Source organism: Aquibium microcysteis, assembly GCF_014495845.1.
Lineage (GTDB): Bacteria > Pseudomonadota > Alphaproteobacteria > Rhizobiales > Rhizobiaceae > Aquibium > Aquibium microcysteis.
Window position 1 is genome coordinate 1,439,240 of sequence record NZ_CP061080.1, and the last position, 15,804, is coordinate 1,455,043.

Genomic DNA, 15,804 nt, shown 5'->3' on the forward strand with positions numbered 1-15,804 from the left:
CCGCGACGAGGAGATCCCGGCGAAGCGCCGAGGTTTCGACATCGCGCCGGGCCTCCGTCTCGTCCGAACCGCTGCCCGGCGCGGCCCCGATGACCCTTGCGTCGTAGCCGACGTCCTCGACCGCTTTCCGCAGTGAGGCAGCGTCCGCGCTGCCCGTGACCGTCGCCCGTTCCGTCGCCAAGTTCACACTGGCGGTGGTCACGCCCGGGACGGCAGCAAGCGCCCGTTCGACCCTGCTGACGCAGGACGCGCAGGTCATGCCTCCCACGGCAAGCTCGACGGTCGCAGAGGGTACGCCATAGCCGACCTCTTCGACGGTCTGCACCAACTTGGTGCTGCTGACCGACGGCGCTGCCTCGACCTCCGCCGTTTCGGTGGCGAGGTTCACCCGGGCCTGGACGACCCCATCGACGGCTTTCAACGCCCGTTCGACGCGGCCGACGCAAGACGCGCAGGTCATGCCCTCGATGGCGATGGTATGAGTTCTGACGTCCTCGGTCAGGCGAAGCGGCGCGTTCATCGACGTTCCTTCCGGTCGGATTCCGTTGCGGCCGCGACAGATGGGCCTTCCAGCCTCTGGAGGGTCAAGGGCAAGGCGATGAAAAAAGCTGCTTGACCTTCCAGAGGCTGGAAGGCGGATGAAGGACGCATCCGCTCAAACCACGAAGGAGACCCGGATGCGATTCCACATCGAGAACATGAACTGCGGCGGCTGCGCCCGGAGCGTCACAAAGGCCGTCGAAAGCGTCGACCCGAAAGCGAGGGTCGACGCCGATCCCGTCACGAAGACGGTGACAGTCGAATCCTCCGCATCGACCGACTCCATCTCCAGGGCGCTCGCCAACGCCGGCTATCCCGCGTCAGCGGCGTGACCGCCGACCGCCGCCCCGCCGGGAACCATCGTCGCGGCGGGACGGTTTCAACACGAAAGGATATCTGAATGTCATCCGCTGCCGCACGCAAGGCCGATCTCTACCGGATGGTCACGCCGGAGCACACTTGCCCATGGGGGCTCAAGGCGCTCGACCTCCTGAAGCGCGAAGGATTCGAGGTCGAGGACCATCACCTGACGTCCCGCGCCGAGACCGACGCCTTCAAGGCGGAGCACAAGGTGGACACCACGCCCCAGACCTTCATCGGTGGCCGCCGCGTCGGAGGCTATGACGACCTGCGCGCTTGGCTCGGGAAGGAGGTGAAGGCCAAGAACGCAATCACCTATACACCCGTCATCGCGCTCTTCGGCATGGCGCTCGCCATGGCCCTGGCAGCCAGTTGGTCGGCGTACGGCAGCTTCTTTACCGTAGCTGCTGCCGAGTGGTTCGTGGCCTTCGCCATGTGTCTGCTCGCACTCCAGAAGCTGAAGGACGTCGACGGCTTCGCGACGATGTTCCTCAACTACGACCTGCTTGCGCAGCGCTGGGTTCCCTACGGACGGGTCTACCCTTTCGCCGAGGGGCTGGCAGGCGTGCTCATGGTCTCCGGCGCGTTGATGTGGGTATCGGTCCCAGTCGCGCTCTTCATCGGCGGCATCGGCGCGGTATCGGTCTTCAAGGCCGTCTATGTCGACAAGCGCGAACTGAAGTGCGCCTGCGTCGGCGGCGACAGCAACGTTCCCCTCGGGTTCGTATCGCTGACCGAAAACCTGATGATGGTCGGCATGGCCATCTGGATGATCCTCAAGCCCGCCGGCCTGGGGCACTGACATGGAGAAGATTGAAGTGGAGCACGATCACCGGAAACACGAAAACCGCGGCCACGGCCGCCCGTATCTAATGTTCTGGGTGAACATGATCCTCGGGCTCGTCGTCATGTACGTCGTGATGTTCACGATGATAGACGGCACGGGCGACTTCAGGAACAACCTGAACATGTTCTACATGGCGGTGACCATGTGGGCGCCGATGGGCATCTTCATGCTGGCGACCATGCCCGGCATGTTCCCGAACCGACAGGCGAACGTCGCGCTTTACGTCGCCTTCGCGCTCCTGACGGTAGGCTCCTTCTGGGCGACGCGCGCGCAGGCCTTGATCGACGACCGCCAGTTCATCGCCTCGATGATTCCGCATCACTCCGGCGCGATCCTGATGTGCCGGGAGGCCAGCCTTTCCGATCCGGAACTCGTGACGCTCTGTGACGAGATCACGGAGGCTCAGCGCGAAGAGATCGACCAGATGGAGGCGATCGCATCGCGGCTGCGCTAGGTGTTGGTCACAGATCATATTCTCTGAAACTACCCAGAGCTGTTGTTTGCGGGGCCGGCGAAGGCCGCGGGCGCGGCGTCGCGTGGTCGAACAGCATGTCGGCGGCCTCTCGGGCAGCCTCGGGGCGGTGATCATCAGGTGGACCTCGTCTTTGCCGACCGAGAGGTCAAAGTGCAGGAAGGCGCAGCAGTCCTGTTCCTTGCGGACCATCTCGCGGACATCGTCCGCGGCCTCCTTCGCATAGACGAGGTAGAGCGTCAGCGGCGACCGCATGGACTTCCTCAGGTGCCGCTCAGCGATGCTCCTGATCCAGGCGGTACGGCTGCGGAAGTCGTCACCCTGCAGGGTGCCGGCGATGGCTTCCTCGACCTTCGAGTCCTTCTTCGAGGTCGATGGCGCGCAGCCGCACGAGGATGCCCTCACGGCGGGGATGGAGGCGGCGGCGGGAGCGCGGCGGCGCAGGGCATACCACGCGAATGCCCCTCCGCCGACGGCAACCGCAAGGCCGGCCGCGCCGCCCAGATAGGCTCCGCCTTCGGCGGCGGCCAGCATGCTTGCCCCTGCAGCGAGCGGAAGGGCGCAGCAGGCGGCGCAGGCGCCTCCAAGCGCAAGCGCGGCTGTCATGGGTCTCATGGTCGATTCTCCGGTCTTGATAGATCAATGACCGAAGGCTACTTCCTCAAGTAACTTGAGGAGCAAGAACGAAATGCGACACAAAGTCGTGAGGGCCCGAGCGCTGACGATCGGCCAGCTCTCCGAGCGGAGCGGATGTTCGGTGCCGACGATCCGCTTCTACAAGGAGATCGGCCTCATCCCGCAGGCAGCGCGCACCGAGGGAGGCAGGCGAACCTACGGCGACGGCGACGCAAAGCTCCTGACCTTCATCCGCCGCTGCCGCGACTTCGGCTTCCCGGTCGAGCAGGTCCGAGACCTGGTGGCGTTGTCGACGAGCAGCGAGCGGAACTGCTTCGAGGCCAGGGATCTGGCTGGTAGCCACCTGAAAAGCGTGCGCGAAAAAATCGTCGAGATGAAAGCGCTGGAGCGCAGCCTTGAGGAGTTCGTGGAGCGCTGCGACATCCAGTGCGCGGGAGGCCCCGCGGCCGAATGCGTGATCCTGGAAGATCTCGCCGAAGACCGTAGGGGCTGCGCCTGCTGACCTGTCAGGACGACGCTGCGCCAGCCTCCCGGCCGCGACCGAACATCGGCAGGAGCCGGATGTAGACAAGCTGGGAAACAAGCTCCACCAGCGTCTGCGTGACGATGACGGCGGGTAGGACAGGCACCGCTCCGGGAACGGCAAGCGCGAGCGGCAGCACGACGAGCGAGTTGCGTGTGGCGCTGGAGAAGGCGACCGAGCGCGCCGCTTCGGCACCTAGACTAAACGCGCGTCCAACCGCCAGCCCGACGATCGGGGCCAGCACCGCGAAGGCGACGTAGACCGGAACGACGGCTATGGCTTTCCCGGCGGCGCTGCCAAGCAGCGGCACGGTCGCAGCGACGACCAGGAAGAGCACGAGCGCGGTTGAAGGCACCGGGAGGTAGCCGAGTCCGTCTGCCGCTCTCCTGCCGGACGCGCTCCGCGACGCCCCGAGCTGGGCAAGGCCCGCGAGGGCGAGAGGCAAGGCGATCAGCCAGACGAAGGCGTGCAGGAACGGTCCCGGGCGCACAAGGCCGAAAGCCTCCTCGCCGAGGAAAGCTCCTAGGTAGAGCGGCAGGAGCGCCATCTGCACGACGAGCAGGAGCGGCGTCGAGGCGAGCAGCAGCCGCGCGTCGGCGCGACCCAGTTGCGAGAACGTGATCACGTAGTCGATGCAGGGTGTCAGCAGCACCATCAGCACGCCGATACGCACGAGCGGGTCGTCAGGCGCGAAGGCAAGCAGCAGCAGCACCAGCACGGGCACGGCGAAGAAGTTCGAGGCCAGCAGCGCGGACAGGAAGCGCGTCTCGCGGAACGCCTTGCCGATTTCGGCGAGCGGCACCTGCAGGAAGGTGACGAAGAGCATCAGCGCCAGCGCCGGGTTGACCAGCGCCTCCAGGCGCTCGGTTCCCGAAACAGCGGCCCCACCAGCCGCGCCTGCGACAACGCTGCCGAAGTAGATCCAGACCTGCTCGCGTTCGAGCGTTTCTTTCATCAACCAGGTCCTGTTGTCGCGAGAACGCTTGCAGGTGACTACTGCGTCGCCATGTCTTCAACCTCCTTCACCTCGGCGGCAACGAGGTCGTAAAGCTGCTGGGATCCGAATTCCGTCAGCGGCTTCCCGTTCACGAAGAACGTGGGCGTACCCTGCAGGTTGATCGCCTTCATGTCGGTGATGTCCTGGTTCAGCACGGCGACAACGGCAGGAGCCTTCGCGTCGCCGCGAGCCATTTCGACGTCCAGGCCCGCTTCCCCCGCGATGCGCCACGCGGCCTCAATGTCGGGTGCTCCGTGGACCGCCCACTTGGGCTGCTCGAAGAGAAGCTTCTCAAGGACCGGCTCGAATTTCCCCTGCACGCGGGCCGCCTCAAGAATTCCGACCGCTTCGTCTGAGCCATCATGCAGAGGCGCATAGCGGATCACCAGCCGCGTCTTCTCGGGGAACTCCGCCATGATCTGCTTCACGATCGGGTAGAAGGCGCGACAGGCCTCGCAGGAAGGATCTAAGAACTCAACGATCGTGACGGGCGCGTTGGCAGGGCCGATCACCGGCGAATGCGCGCGGACCAGGTTGCTCTCTTCCTGCGGCGCGGTCGGGACGGTTGCGGACGGATAATACGCTGCTGCCCCAGCAAACGCCGCAAGCGCGACAACCACGGTTCCTACGAGGACGTTACGGCGGTTCATGGCGCAGGCCTCCGGCGCGAGAAGAAAAGAAGGACGATGATGGCGCTAAACGCCAGCAGTGAAAGACCGGGCAGCGGCACGACGCCGAGCACCGTCATGTCGGAGCCTGAGCACGACGGGCCGCCGGCGGTGCAGGGCTGTATCCGCTCCGGTACGATGCCCGCGTAGAGGAGCGTGTGGAACCCCGCAATGAGCCAGCCGCATTTAGCGAGCGCGATACCGTACAGCCATGCTCCTGTGTCCGCGCGCAGCGCCGCAATGCCGAGCACGACCGTCAAAGGGAACATGAAGGCTCTCTGGAACCAGCAGAGATTGCAGGGAACCTGCCCCATGACCTCGCCGACGAAGAGAACCGAGAGTGACGAGACGAGCGCGATCGCGAATGCGGCAAACAATGTCGGCCAGCCAGCCTGGTTCGGATCGGCGGTCATCCGATGCTCCCGAATGCGGGGAAGGTTTCTAGGAGCCAAAAGGCGAACCGTGTCATCTGTCCCGTCATCATGGCGATACCCATGACGACCATGACCCCGCCGGCGCCGATCTGGAGATACCTTCCGGCCTTACGCATTCGCGGCAGCTTTCCCATCAACGTCTGGGTGAACAGGGCGGCGAGTACGAACGGCACGCCAAGCCCGAGCGAGTACAGCGAAAGAAGCACAATGCCGTCTGCGGCAGTGGCGGAGACCGCGCTGACGGTCAGAATCGCTCCTAGCACGGGGCCGATGCAGGGCGTCCATCCGAACGCGAATGCGAGGCCGAGCAGGTAGGCTCCGCCCGGGCCGCCACCAGGAAGCGTCCCGTGATATCGCGCGTCCCTCTGCATCAAGGGAATGCGGATCAGCCCGGCCGTCACGAGCCCGAAGAACACGATCATCGCCCCGCCGAATATGCCCGCCTCGTAGCTATAGGCCCGAAGGAGACGGCTGACCGCAGTGGCACTCGCGCCGAGCGCGACGAAAACGGTCGAGAAGCCGAGGACGAAGGCTATGCTCGACAGCATGACCGCTGCCTTGTTTCGGGCCTGTGCGTTCCGTCCGGCGATGAACGAGACATATCCAGGAACGAGCGGCAGCACACAGGGCGACAGGAACGAAACCGTCCCCGCCGCGACCGCTGCCGCGATGCCTATGTTGGATATCTCAAACTCCATGCAGAACGAACAATGCACCCTGAAGGGGCTAGAGGGTCAATACGTCTGGTTCTTGCTGCAGCAAGCCGGAACCTGCCTCCAATCCGCATTGGGAACGGCAACCATCCAATTTTTCACGCCCCCGTAGCGGCTGCCTCCCTGAACGATTCCACCCCTGCCTCGCGTGGCAGGCTCCATCCCTTAACGAGGCCGTAGACCGCCGGGATGACGATCAACGTGAGAACGGTCGACGACATCATCCCGCCGATCATCGGCACTGCAATGCGCTGCATGACCTCCGAACCCGCTCCCGTGCTCCACAGGATGGGCAACAGGCCCGCTGTGATGGCGACGACCGTCATCATCTTGGGGCGCACGCGCTCGACCGCGCCGTGCATGATGGCAGCGTGCAGGTCGCCGCGACTGAACTTGCGGTTTTCCGAAACGCACCTGGCCTTCGCGTCGGCGAGCCCGTGGTCGAGATAGATCAGCATGATCACGCCTGTCTCGGCGGCTACGCCTGCGAGTGCGATGAACCCGACGGCGACCGCCACCGACAGGTTGAACCCCAGCCACCACATCAGCCAGATTCCGCCGACCAGCGCGAAAGGCAGCGACAACATAACGATCAGCGTTTCGGTCAGCCGCCGGAAATTGAGATAGAGCAGCAGGAAGATCAGCGCGATCGTCAGGGGCACCACGATTTTCAGCCGCGCCTCGGCGCGCTCCAGATATTCGAACTGGCCACTCCAGCCGAGCGAGTATCCAGGTGGCAGCGTGACTCCGGCCGCCACCGCTGCCTGCGCGTCGGAAACATAGCCGCCCAGATCGCGGCCCGTGATGTCGACGAAGATGTAAACGGCCAACTGGCCGTTTTCCGTCCGGATGGAAGTCGCGCCGCGCGTCAGTTCGATCTTGGCGACCTCGCCGAGCGGAACTGAGCCGCCGCCGGGCAGTGCCACCTGCACCTCGCGCGCGATCGCCTGCGGGTCGCTTCTTAGGGCACGGGGATAACGAATGGCGACGCCGTAGCGCTCGCGGCCCTCCACCGTCGAGGTGATCACTTCAGCGCCGAGGGCCATTGAGATCACGTCCTGGACATCGCCGACCGACAAACCGTAGCGCCCGAGCGCAGTACGATCAGGCACGATGTCGAGGAAGTAGCCGCCAATGACGCGCTCGGCGTAGGCGCTTGAGGTGCCGGGAACGTCCCGCAGCACCGCCTCGACCTGTCGGGCGACCTGTTCCATCTCGTTGAGATCGCTCCCGTAGACCTTTACGCCAACTGGCGTGCGGATGCCTGTCGACAGCATATCGATCCGAGCGCGGATGGGCATGGTCCAAGCATTCGACACGCCTGGGAACTGCAGCGCCGCGTCCATCTCGGCCTTCAGGCTGTCGGACGTGACGCCGTCGCGCCACTCCTCCTTCGGCTTCAGATTGATGATCGTCTCGAACATTTCCGTGGGCGCCGGATCGGTCGCGGTCTGCGCCCTTCCAGCCTTGCCGAAGACGCTCTCGACCTCCGGAAATGACTTGATGATGCGATCCTGCATCTGCATCAGTTCCGCAGCCTTGGTCACTGACAGGCCGGGCAGCGTCGTCGGCATGTACATCAGCGTGCCCTCATCGAGCGCCGGCATGAACTCGGAGCCGAGTTGCCGCGCCGGCCAGACCGTGGCGGCCAGGGCCAGGATCGCGAGCAGGATGGTGAAGGTCTTGGCCTTCAGCACGCCTGTGATGACCGGCCGATAGAGCGCGATCAGCAGCCGGTTGAGCGGGTTCCTGTGCTCAGGCACGATCCGCCCGCGCACGAACACCACCATCAGCGCCGGAACCAGGGTCACCGACAGCAATGCGGCCGCAGCCATCGCGAACGTCTTAGTGAAGGCGAGCGGTCCGAACAGACGACCCTCCTGGCTCTCAAGCGTGAAGATCGGCAGGAACGACACGGTGATGATCAGCAGGCTGAAAAATAGCGCCGGGCCGACCTCGCTAGCCGCCTCGATTAGCACCTCGACCCGGGACTTTTCCGGCGGGGCCCGCTCCAGATGCTTGTGAGCGTTTTCGATCATGACGATGGCCGCGTCGATCATCGCGCCGATGGCGATCGCGATGCCGCCGAGGCTCATGATGTTGGAGCCGAGGCCGAGCAGCTTCATCGCAGCGAACGCCATCAGGATGCCGACAGGCAGCATGATGATGGCAACCAGCGCGCTTCGGACGTGAAGCAGGAACACGATGGTGACGAGCGCGACGATGACGCTTTCCTCGATCAGCGTAATCTTGAGAGTTTCGATCGCAGCGCCGATCAGTTCCGAGCGATCGTAGACCGGGATGATCTCCGCGCCGCCAGGCAGGCTCTTTTCGATGTCTGCGAGTTGCGCCTTCGCGTTGTCGATGACGGTCAGCGCGTTCGAACCGACCCGCTGCAGCACGATGCCGCTCGCCACCTCCCCTTCGCCGTTCAGTTCAGCGATGCCGCGTCGTTCGTCCGGAACGATCTCAACCCTAGCCACATCCCCGAGCCGGAGCGGCACGCCGCCGACAGTCTTCAGTGTGATGCTTTCGATGTCGGCGGTGCTTTTCAGGTAGCCGCGTCCACGCACCATGAACTCGAATTCCGAGATTTCGACGGTGCGCCCACCGGTGTCCATGTTGCTCTGGCGGACCGCGTCGCCGATTTCGGCGAGCGTGACGCCCTGCGCGCGCATGCGCGCCGGATCGACGATGATGGAATACTGCTTGACGAAACCGCCGACGCTCGCGACCTCCGAAACGCCCTCGGCCTTGGAGACCGCAAAGCGCACCACCCAGTCCTGCAGCGATCGCAGTTCGGCCAGCGACAGTTCCTTGGCGACGACGGCATACTGATAGACCCAACCGACACCGGTTGCGTCGGGTCCCAAGGCAGGTGCCACACCCTCCGGCAGGCGGCTCGCGGCGGCGTTCAAGTACTCCAGCACGCGACTGCGGGCCCAGTATGGGTCGACGCCGTCTTCGAAGATCACATAGACGAAGGATACGCCGAAGAAGGAAAAGCCCCGCACCACCTTCGATCGCGGTACGGTCAGCATCGCGGTCGTCAGCGGATAGGTGACCTGATCCTCGACCACCTGCGGCGCCTGGCCCGGATAGTCGGTGAAGACGATGACCTGTACGTCCGACAGGTCGGGAATGGCGTCAAGCGGCAGTGTCCTGACCGCATAGACGCCCGCTGCCGCCGCAAGTCCGGCCACGAAGAAGACCAGGACGAGATTGCGCGCCGACCAGGCAATGACCCGCGCGATCATGGCTGAGCCTCCGGCGCAACAAGGGCAGAAAGCGCGGCCTTTAGGTTGCTCTCGGCGTCGATCAGGAAGTTGGCCGAAACGACTACGCGGTCCCCTTCCGCCACCCCGTCCATGATTTCCGTCATGCCGGCGCCGCGAACACCGATGGTCACGTCACGAGGTTCGAAGCGGCCTTCCCCCTTGTCGAGAATGACGACCTGCCGGTCGCCCGTGTCGATCACCGCACTGTCGGGCACGGTGACGACCGGCTCGGGCGATCCGGTGACAATCTCGACGTCGGCATACATGTTGGCGAACAGTGCGCCTTCGGGGTTCGCAAGCTCGATCCGAATCCTTGCGGTCCGCGTCTGGACCTCTATTTCGGGACGGATCAGCCCGACCTTGCCTTTGAAGACTTTGCCGGGAAGGCTACGGATGCGGACGGTCGCTTCCGCTCCCACGCGGATTGCGTCCAGTTCGAACTCCGGGACGTTCGCCTCTACCCAAACGGTTGAGATGTCGGCGATCCTGAACAGCGTCTCGCCAGCTTCGCTCATCATGCCGTCAACCGCCATGCGCTCCAGAACGACGCCGGAACGCGGAGCCATGAGCGTGACGGAGATCGGAACCTTGCCAGTCCTCTCGATTTCGGCGATGGCCTCCTTCGGCACGCCGAGATTTTCGAGGCGCTGAAGGCTGCCGCGCGCAGCTGGCCCGCCTCCGCTTTTCACGTCGGCGGCGTAGAGCGCCCCGGCGGCTGCAATCTCCTTGGCGTAGAACCGCACCAGAGGCTGGCCTTGAGCGATCGTGGAACCGCTGGTGACGTCCGACACCTCCTCGATGAATGCTTCGGTTCGGATCGACACGACGCTGACGCGTCGTTCGTCGAGGATGACCGTTCCAGGTACGTTGACCGGCCTGACAATGGCGCTTCTCGTCGCAAGGATCGTCTTGACGCCAGTGCGTTGAAGCTTTCCCGCCGACACCGTCACGGTCGAACCGTCATCGTCTTCGCCCGCGTAGACGGGGGTGTAGTCCATGCCCATCGAGTCGAGCTTCGGAACCGGCGAGGTGTCCGGCAGACCCATCGGATTGCGGTAGTACAGGATCACGCGTTCTCCGGTTCCGGCGTCGGAGGCCGGCATCGCCGTTTCGGCAGGCTTGTCGAAGCTCAAGTCCTCGCTCGCCAGAACAGCCACGAACGCTCGGCCGTCGTCGGTCTGCCTCGGGATAGCGGAATAGACCGGCTCTCCGTCAGGGTGACGGTAGTAGATGATGGGCCCTGAAGCCGGCGCGACTTCGGACGTCGACGCGGCTCTCATTGACGAGGGCAAGTAGGCTTGAGCCGCCGCCGGCAAGGGCGGAAGACGCAGGTCGCCGGTGCCGACCATATAGCCTACGAAGCCAACAGCCGACGCGGCCGCGACGAGGGTTGCGGTCAGGACGAGGCGCTTCATTCGACCGCCCTGAACACCAGCCGGCTCTCGATCGTCGCCGGTTCGCCCTGCACCTTGGCCGCGATGGAAAATCGCCAGCCGCCCGCCATCGTCAGGTTCGTGCGGAAGCGATACACCCCCGGCTCGTCGGAAGGCATGGCCTCGACTGGCGAGGTCATGGCCTCCATCGCATCAGGAGCCATGTCCATCCGGGTGGCGAAGATGACCGCGTTCTCGACCGCTTGGCCGGTGCGTCTGTCGACGAGTTTCACGGCCACGGTGGCGTCGTCGCCTTGCTCGATTTCGCTTTCGAGAAGCTGGAACTCGTAGTCCTCTGGTCCGGCCTGTACGGCGGGAGCAACTGCGATGACGAAGGCGAGCGCCAGCATCGCGGCGCGAAGCGAAGGATTCGATTTCATGTTGGGTGGTTCCGACTGTCAGTGGACCGCGCTTGCGCACGGCGTTCGGCATGGCAGATGCCATGCGATTGCATCCGAGCGGACTTCCGCGCGGATTCCGGCGCTCCGAGCGCCGATGACAGTCAGGCTTTGGGAGGTCTTGGGGGAGGGTCGCCGATGAGCGACGACAGGACCGCGTCTCCAGGTATGGGGAAGCGGTCCTGAAAAAGCATGCGCAGAGCGAGTGGAGAGGACTCCTGCGTCGTCGCACTCACGAACACGGCGGTGCAGACCACGGCGAACGGGCAATCCTTCGCGCAGTCTGGGATCGCTGGCTGATCATCCGGACAGCACGGCATGCCGTCGGGCATTTCGGCCATCGTGGACATTGCAATCGCCGACGATGCGATCGACGGCGCGACAGGCGCGAAAACGAGCCCGGCAAACGCCAGGATTGCTATCAGCCGTGTCAGGAACGCCAAGGACAACATGTCGGAACCTCTTGCATGTCCCTGTCCGTATGCCCAGCCAAATTGCCGTGAACTTGGAACGGCTGATCCCACGTATGCAGCCGTAGCATTTGCTTTCTGCAGTGCATGGCAGACGATGGGTCTTGGATCGTCTCAGGTTTCAGGAGCGATCTCGGCATCAAAGACAACGCACAAGCGCAAGCGCATGAATAGGATTCGAAACGTTGCCTCGCTGACCTCGTGTCAGTGCTCGCTGTCGCACATGTCATGATTGGCCAGCGCCCGGATGACATAGCAGTCGCGGACATGGTCGCTTGTACAGCAGGAAGCGATGCGTTCGAGTTCGCTTTCGAGCCGTTTCAGCTTCTCGATACGACCGCGCACCGCTTTCAGCTGTTCCGCAGCAATGCGATCCGCCCCATCGCAGGGGCGTTCCGGATGTGCGCTGAGATCGAGAAGCTCCCGGATGGATTCGATCGTCAGGCCCAAGTCTCTGGCGTGCTTGATGAAGGACAGACGTTCACGCCCCTGCCTGTCATAACGTCGTTGGTTGCCTTCGGAGCGCTCGGCGGGCTCCAATAGCCCCATCTGTTCATAGTACCGTATCGTGGGCACCTTGACGCCAGTTCGCCGCGCGAGATCGCCTATCGTGAGCATTATCTCCTCCATATACCTCTAGTTTGTAGAGCTATACTGTCGGTTTCGCGATCCGGCCACCGGGCGTGTTGACGCATGGAGACGGGCCGCTCGAAGATCGGGTTGAACCTCACCCTGCTAGAGACCGTAGAGTTCGAGAATCGCGAATCGGGAGGCGAGCATGCATCGGACGTTGATCCTCGGCCTGTTGTCGGTTTTCATCCTGGGAGGCGCCGCCAGGGGGCAGCCCGGCGATCACGACGCGCGACCAGAAGGTATCGTGATCGAGCATGCCGAAATCGTCCTGGGCGCGAATGAGAGCCACCCTCCCCGTGCCTTCGTTTCGATCTGGAATGGCACGTCTAGCTCGATCGATATCGTGTCGATCGCCAGCAACTCGTTAGGCCGCGCCTCGCTGAGGGCGACGGTCCACGCCGACGGCGTCAGTCGTATCCGGACGGTAACGGGCGCAATGGTGATCCCTCCACACTCGGAACTCGTGATGAAGCCGGACGGCGTGCACGTCCTGTTCAATCAGCCGACACCGTCTGTGTCGGATCTGGCCTCGGTGGACATTCTTGTGGACCTGGCAGACGGCACGAGTGTCGGCGCCAAGGCCAAGGTTCTCCCGGACGGCAGCCCGGTCACCGATCATCATCACGGCGAGGGCGACGGCAGCGGTAGCGACTGATATCCACGGTCGCACCGTCTGCTGCGCTCGAATATCGGCGCTACATACCCGTTTAGACTTTCGAGACAACTTGAATCAAATCTAACTATCTGATTTTGCTCGATTTTGATCTGTATCTGACATGCTTTCCCGCATTCTCTGGGGAGAGGGTCAGACATGATCAAGACTTTGCTTTGCGCCTCGGCGCTGATGGCGTCCTGCGTGGGTGCAAACGCCGACGCAGTGCATCTCAATCCGGCACAGCCTGCCTCCATCTCGAATATGGAGACCTTCGGACGGACCTCTATGCCCGTGGGTTACTACGAGTACTGCAGACGCTACGGCGATCGCTGCGCCAGGCCGGCGGATGGCACATCCGTCTCGCTGACCCGCGAACGCTGGAAGGAAATCATCCGGGTCAACAACACGGTAAACACGACTGTCGCCCCCGTTACCGATTCAGAATTGTTCGGCGTCGAAGAGCGTTGGGACTATCCACAATCTGCAGGCGACTGCGAGGACTACGCATTGGAAAAGCGGCGACGGTTGAATGATATGGGATATCCGCTCGGCGCGCTGCTGATGACCGTGGGTCGCGACGCGGACGGAGGCGGTCACGCCGTGCTCACGGTGGTGACCGACATGGGCGACTTCATCCTCGACAATCAGGAACCCCGGGTTCTTCTCTGGCGCGACGCTGAGCTTACCTATCTGAAGCGGCAGTCACAGGAAGATCCGAACGACTGGGTCAGTTTGACCGCCGGATAGTCCTAGCTTCGGTCGTTCCACAGCCACGCGACTTCGATACCAGTCACCAGGGGCAGGACAATCGTTGCTGCTCCGCCGTAAATCATCTCCATCGTGTTGTGGCCGGCCGCCATGCAGAAGATGGCGAATACGGTCGCAATGAGCAGGTAGGACGCCGATGACGTCACGGAAAATAGCAATGCCCTTCTCACCATGGCTCTCCTGCCCAGAAGACGCCTATCCTTGCGATATCAGAGATAAATAGCCATTCACTGTCCCGAGAGGCTGGCAGGAGAAGCGATCTTCTGTTGCATTTCCAGGCTGACGTGCCAGGCGCTGAGGGTGAGTACACCGGCTACGGCGACTAGAAGGACCCCGAGCAAGAGGTAGTTCCTCCTGCGACGCTGCCGGGCCAGAGCCTGCGATTCGCTAGCAGACAATCTCATCAAGGTCTCGGCCATATGTTTCAGTCTCCGGAGCGGTCGCAGCGCTTGCGCCGCCTCACCTGTTTGTTACCTGATGCCATGGTTCAGCAAAGCCTGCATGGCAAGGATTGTGTTAACCACAAAGCGCCAGATTGTGTGGCACGGGACCGCGCCTCGAACGGACCGTGCTGAAAGTCCGCCTGAAATGGAATTGTCGTGATCAGAAGTCTACGCAGGATATTCGCAGTTTGCGCAATGGCGCTGTCGGTAGGCGGTTGCGTCTCGAATGTCCTCGACGTCGATCAAAGGGCGTCCCAGCCGATTCCGATCAAGCTGGTCTCTGAGATGCGCAGCCGCGCCATGTCGCCTGCCGACCCGATCGTGGTGCGAATCTTCAAGCAGGAGAGCGAGCTTGAAATCTGGAAGCGAGACAGGACCGGGCGATATGCGCTGCTCAAGACGTATCCGATGTGCCGATGGTCGGGTAAACTAGGGCCGAAGACCAGAGACGGTGACAGGCAGGCTCCGGAGGGATTTTATCACGTCGATGCGGGTATGTTGAACCCGAAGTCCCAGTATTACCTCTCCTTCAATCTCGGCTACCCCAACAGGCTGGAGGAAGCTCTCGGCTATTCGGGCGAAGCCTTGATGGTGCACGGCGCATGTTCCTCATCCGGATGCTACGCCCTGACCGACGAGGGTGTTGCCGAGATCTTCGCGGTCGCACGCGATGCGCTTAGGGGCGGTCAGCGTGTGTTCCAGGTGCAAGCCTTCCCGTTCCGAATGACCCCGCAGAACATGGCCAAGAACCGGAACGATCCGAATTACGCTTTCTGGCAGAATTTGAAGGTCGGCCATGACCTCTTCAACGTTACGAGGCAGCCTCCGCAAGTCGGGTATTGCGGTCGCGACTACGCCTTCGCCGCTGCGGGCACCCAAGGAATGCCGTCCGAGCCTTTGGCCGCCTGTCCGCCAGCTTTCATGGCTGGCGATCCCCTTGTTGCCGCAAGGCAGAAGGACGATGAGCGGATGGTCGAACAGTTGGTATCTGCTGGGACTGCACTGCGAGCGCATGCCTATTCGGACGGCGGCATGCACCCGCTTTTCCGAAGCCAGCTGGAGCGTCGTGGCGCTCAGGTCCTTGCGAAGACGACTTCCCTCTCGTCCGTCCCCGTGTCGCGGCCGGATGCGGCCCTTGCCGATCCTCACGATCCGAAGGCTGAGCAGTGACGAAGCGGGCAGCACCAGGGTTTTCGCGCCCGAGATGGGGCATTCGCACGATCAGATTGCTGGCGTCCGCGCTCCTGTGTCTTCTTTTCACTGGTCATCTGCTTCTGGCCGCAGCGAATCCTTGCAACGGCCTGTCGATCGATCAGTGCGCCATGATCTCCGGCGAGACCGGCGTGTCGGGTGGTACCGGAGACGGTGATGGCCCAGTCCCGGCGAAGCAAGATCACGCGTCGCCATGCCAGGATCACTGCAAGACAATCATGCCCGATATAGATGGCATGACCCGGTCACCAGATCGACAGTTCTCCCTGTTGGCAGAAGTCGATCCCGCGCCTATCGATCCCGGCGCCGTAAGCCCACCTCCCC

17 protein-coding genes and 1 pseudogene are annotated in these 15,804 nt (G+C 63.1%); 7 read left to right on the top strand and 11 right to left on the bottom strand.

Annotated elements, in window-relative coordinates; all coding sequences use genetic code 11:
• Positions 1-157 precede the first annotated feature (157 nt).
• Positions 158-520 (bottom strand): annotated as a pseudogene (locus IAI54_RS29260) (copper ion binding protein); the annotation flags it as partial.
• Between the two features lie 157 nt (positions 521-677).
• Here IAI54_RS29260 and IAI54_RS06645 point away from each other — a divergent pair.
• The 4 genes from IAI54_RS06645 to IAI54_RS06660 all read left to right on the top strand — a co-directional run bounded on the left by IAI54_RS06645 (position 678) and on the right by IAI54_RS06660 (position 3,357).
• Positions 678-872, top strand: coding sequence for a heavy-metal-associated domain-containing protein (locus IAI54_RS06645; RefSeq protein WP_187971596.1), 195 nt, complete (start codon positions 678-680; stop codon positions 870-872).
• A 68-nt stretch (positions 873-940) separates the two neighbouring features.
• Positions 941-1,702 carry a glutaredoxin family protein gene (locus IAI54_RS06650; protein ID WP_210321218.1) on the top strand — a complete coding sequence of 254 codons (762 nt, stop codon included), beginning with the start codon at positions 941-943 and terminating at the stop codon, positions 1,700-1,702.
• A 1-nt stretch (position 1,703) separates the two neighbouring features.
• A complete protein-coding gene (locus IAI54_RS06655; protein WP_187971597.1) occupies positions 1,704-2,201 on the top strand; it encodes a DUF305 domain-containing protein in 498 nt (165 codons plus the stop codon).
• Between the two features lie 775 nt (positions 2,202-2,976).
• A complete protein-coding gene (locus tag IAI54_RS06660) occupies positions 2,977-3,357 on the top strand; it encodes a MerR family DNA-binding protein (RefSeq protein ID WP_235679279.1) in 381 nt (126 codons plus the stop codon).
• 4 nt (positions 3,358-3,361) lie between these two features.
• On the opposite strand, the gene IAI54_RS06665 is transcribed toward IAI54_RS06660, so the two are convergent.
• The 9 genes from IAI54_RS06665 to IAI54_RS06705 form a co-directional block, all read right to left on the bottom strand.
• Complete coding sequence (locus IAI54_RS06665; RefSeq protein WP_187971599.1) at positions 3,362-4,333, bottom strand: arsenic resistance protein; 972 nt, start codon at positions 4,331-4,333, stop codon at positions 3,362-3,364.
• Between the two features lie 38 nt (positions 4,334-4,371).
• On the bottom strand, positions 4,372-5,025 hold the full coding sequence (locus IAI54_RS06670) for a DsbA family protein (RefSeq protein WP_187971600.1): 654 nt from the start codon (positions 5,023-5,025) through the stop codon (positions 4,372-4,374).
• On the bottom strand, positions 5,022-5,456 hold the full coding sequence (locus IAI54_RS06675) for a disulfide bond formation protein B (protein ID WP_187971601.1): 435 nt from the start codon (positions 5,454-5,456) through the stop codon (positions 5,022-5,024). Before IAI54_RS06675 ends, IAI54_RS06670 begins: the two co-directional genes overlap by 4 nt.
• Positions 5,453-6,175, bottom strand: coding sequence for a cytochrome c biogenesis CcdA family protein (locus tag IAI54_RS06680; protein WP_187971602.1), 723 nt, complete (start codon positions 6,173-6,175; stop codon positions 5,453-5,455). The genes IAI54_RS06675 and IAI54_RS06680 overlap by 4 nt, the downstream gene beginning before the upstream one ends.
• 113 nt (positions 6,176-6,288) lie before the next feature.
• A complete protein-coding gene (locus IAI54_RS06685) occupies positions 6,289-9,447 on the bottom strand; it encodes an efflux RND transporter permease subunit (protein WP_187971603.1) in 3,159 nt (1,052 codons plus the stop codon).
• On the bottom strand, positions 9,444-10,883 hold the full coding sequence (locus IAI54_RS06690) for an efflux RND transporter periplasmic adaptor subunit (RefSeq protein ID WP_235679280.1): 1,440 nt from the start codon (positions 10,881-10,883) through the stop codon (positions 9,444-9,446). Before IAI54_RS06690 ends, IAI54_RS06685 begins: the two co-directional genes overlap by 4 nt.
• Positions 10,880-11,281 carry a FixH family protein gene (locus tag IAI54_RS06695; RefSeq protein ID WP_187971604.1) on the bottom strand — a complete coding sequence of 134 codons (402 nt, stop codon included), beginning with the start codon at positions 11,279-11,281 and terminating at the stop codon, positions 10,880-10,882. The genes IAI54_RS06690 and IAI54_RS06695 overlap by 4 nt, the downstream gene beginning before the upstream one ends.
• A 122-nt stretch (positions 11,282-11,403) precedes the next feature.
• Positions 11,404-11,742: a hypothetical protein gene (locus tag IAI54_RS06700; protein WP_210321219.1), complete on the bottom strand. Its 339-nt coding sequence runs from the start codon at positions 11,740-11,742 to the stop codon at positions 11,404-11,406.
• A gap of 231 nt (positions 11,743-11,973) precedes the next feature.
• Positions 11,974-12,387, bottom strand: a complete 414-nt coding sequence (locus tag IAI54_RS06705) for a MerR family transcriptional regulator (RefSeq protein WP_187971606.1) — start codon at positions 12,385-12,387, stop codon at positions 11,974-11,976.
• 160 nt (positions 12,388-12,547) lie between these two features.
• Between IAI54_RS06705 and IAI54_RS06710 the strand changes: the two genes are divergently transcribed.
• Both IAI54_RS06710 and IAI54_RS06715 read left to right on the top strand, forming a co-directional pair.
• Entirely contained in the window at positions 12,548-13,057 is a 510-nt protein-coding gene (locus IAI54_RS06710) for a copper chaperone PCu(A)C (protein WP_187971607.1), read from the top strand.
• A 156-nt stretch (positions 13,058-13,213) separates the two neighbouring features.
• Complete coding sequence (locus IAI54_RS06715; protein ID WP_187971608.1) at positions 13,214-13,804, top strand: transglutaminase-like cysteine peptidase; 591 nt, start codon at positions 13,214-13,216, stop codon at positions 13,802-13,804.
• A gap of 2 nt (positions 13,805-13,806) precedes the next feature.
• Here the strand turns inward: IAI54_RS06715 and IAI54_RS06720 are convergent, their stop codons facing one another.
• Entirely contained in the window at positions 13,807-13,998 is a 192-nt protein-coding gene (locus IAI54_RS06720; protein ID WP_187971609.1) for a hypothetical protein, read from the bottom strand.
• A gap of 465 nt (positions 13,999-14,463) precedes the next feature.
• Between IAI54_RS06720 and IAI54_RS06725 the strand changes: the two genes are divergently transcribed.
• A complete protein-coding gene (locus IAI54_RS06725; protein WP_235679281.1) occupies positions 14,464-15,438 on the top strand; it encodes a L,D-transpeptidase family protein in 975 nt (324 codons plus the stop codon).
• The last annotated feature ends 366 nt before the right edge of the window (positions 15,439-15,804 follow it).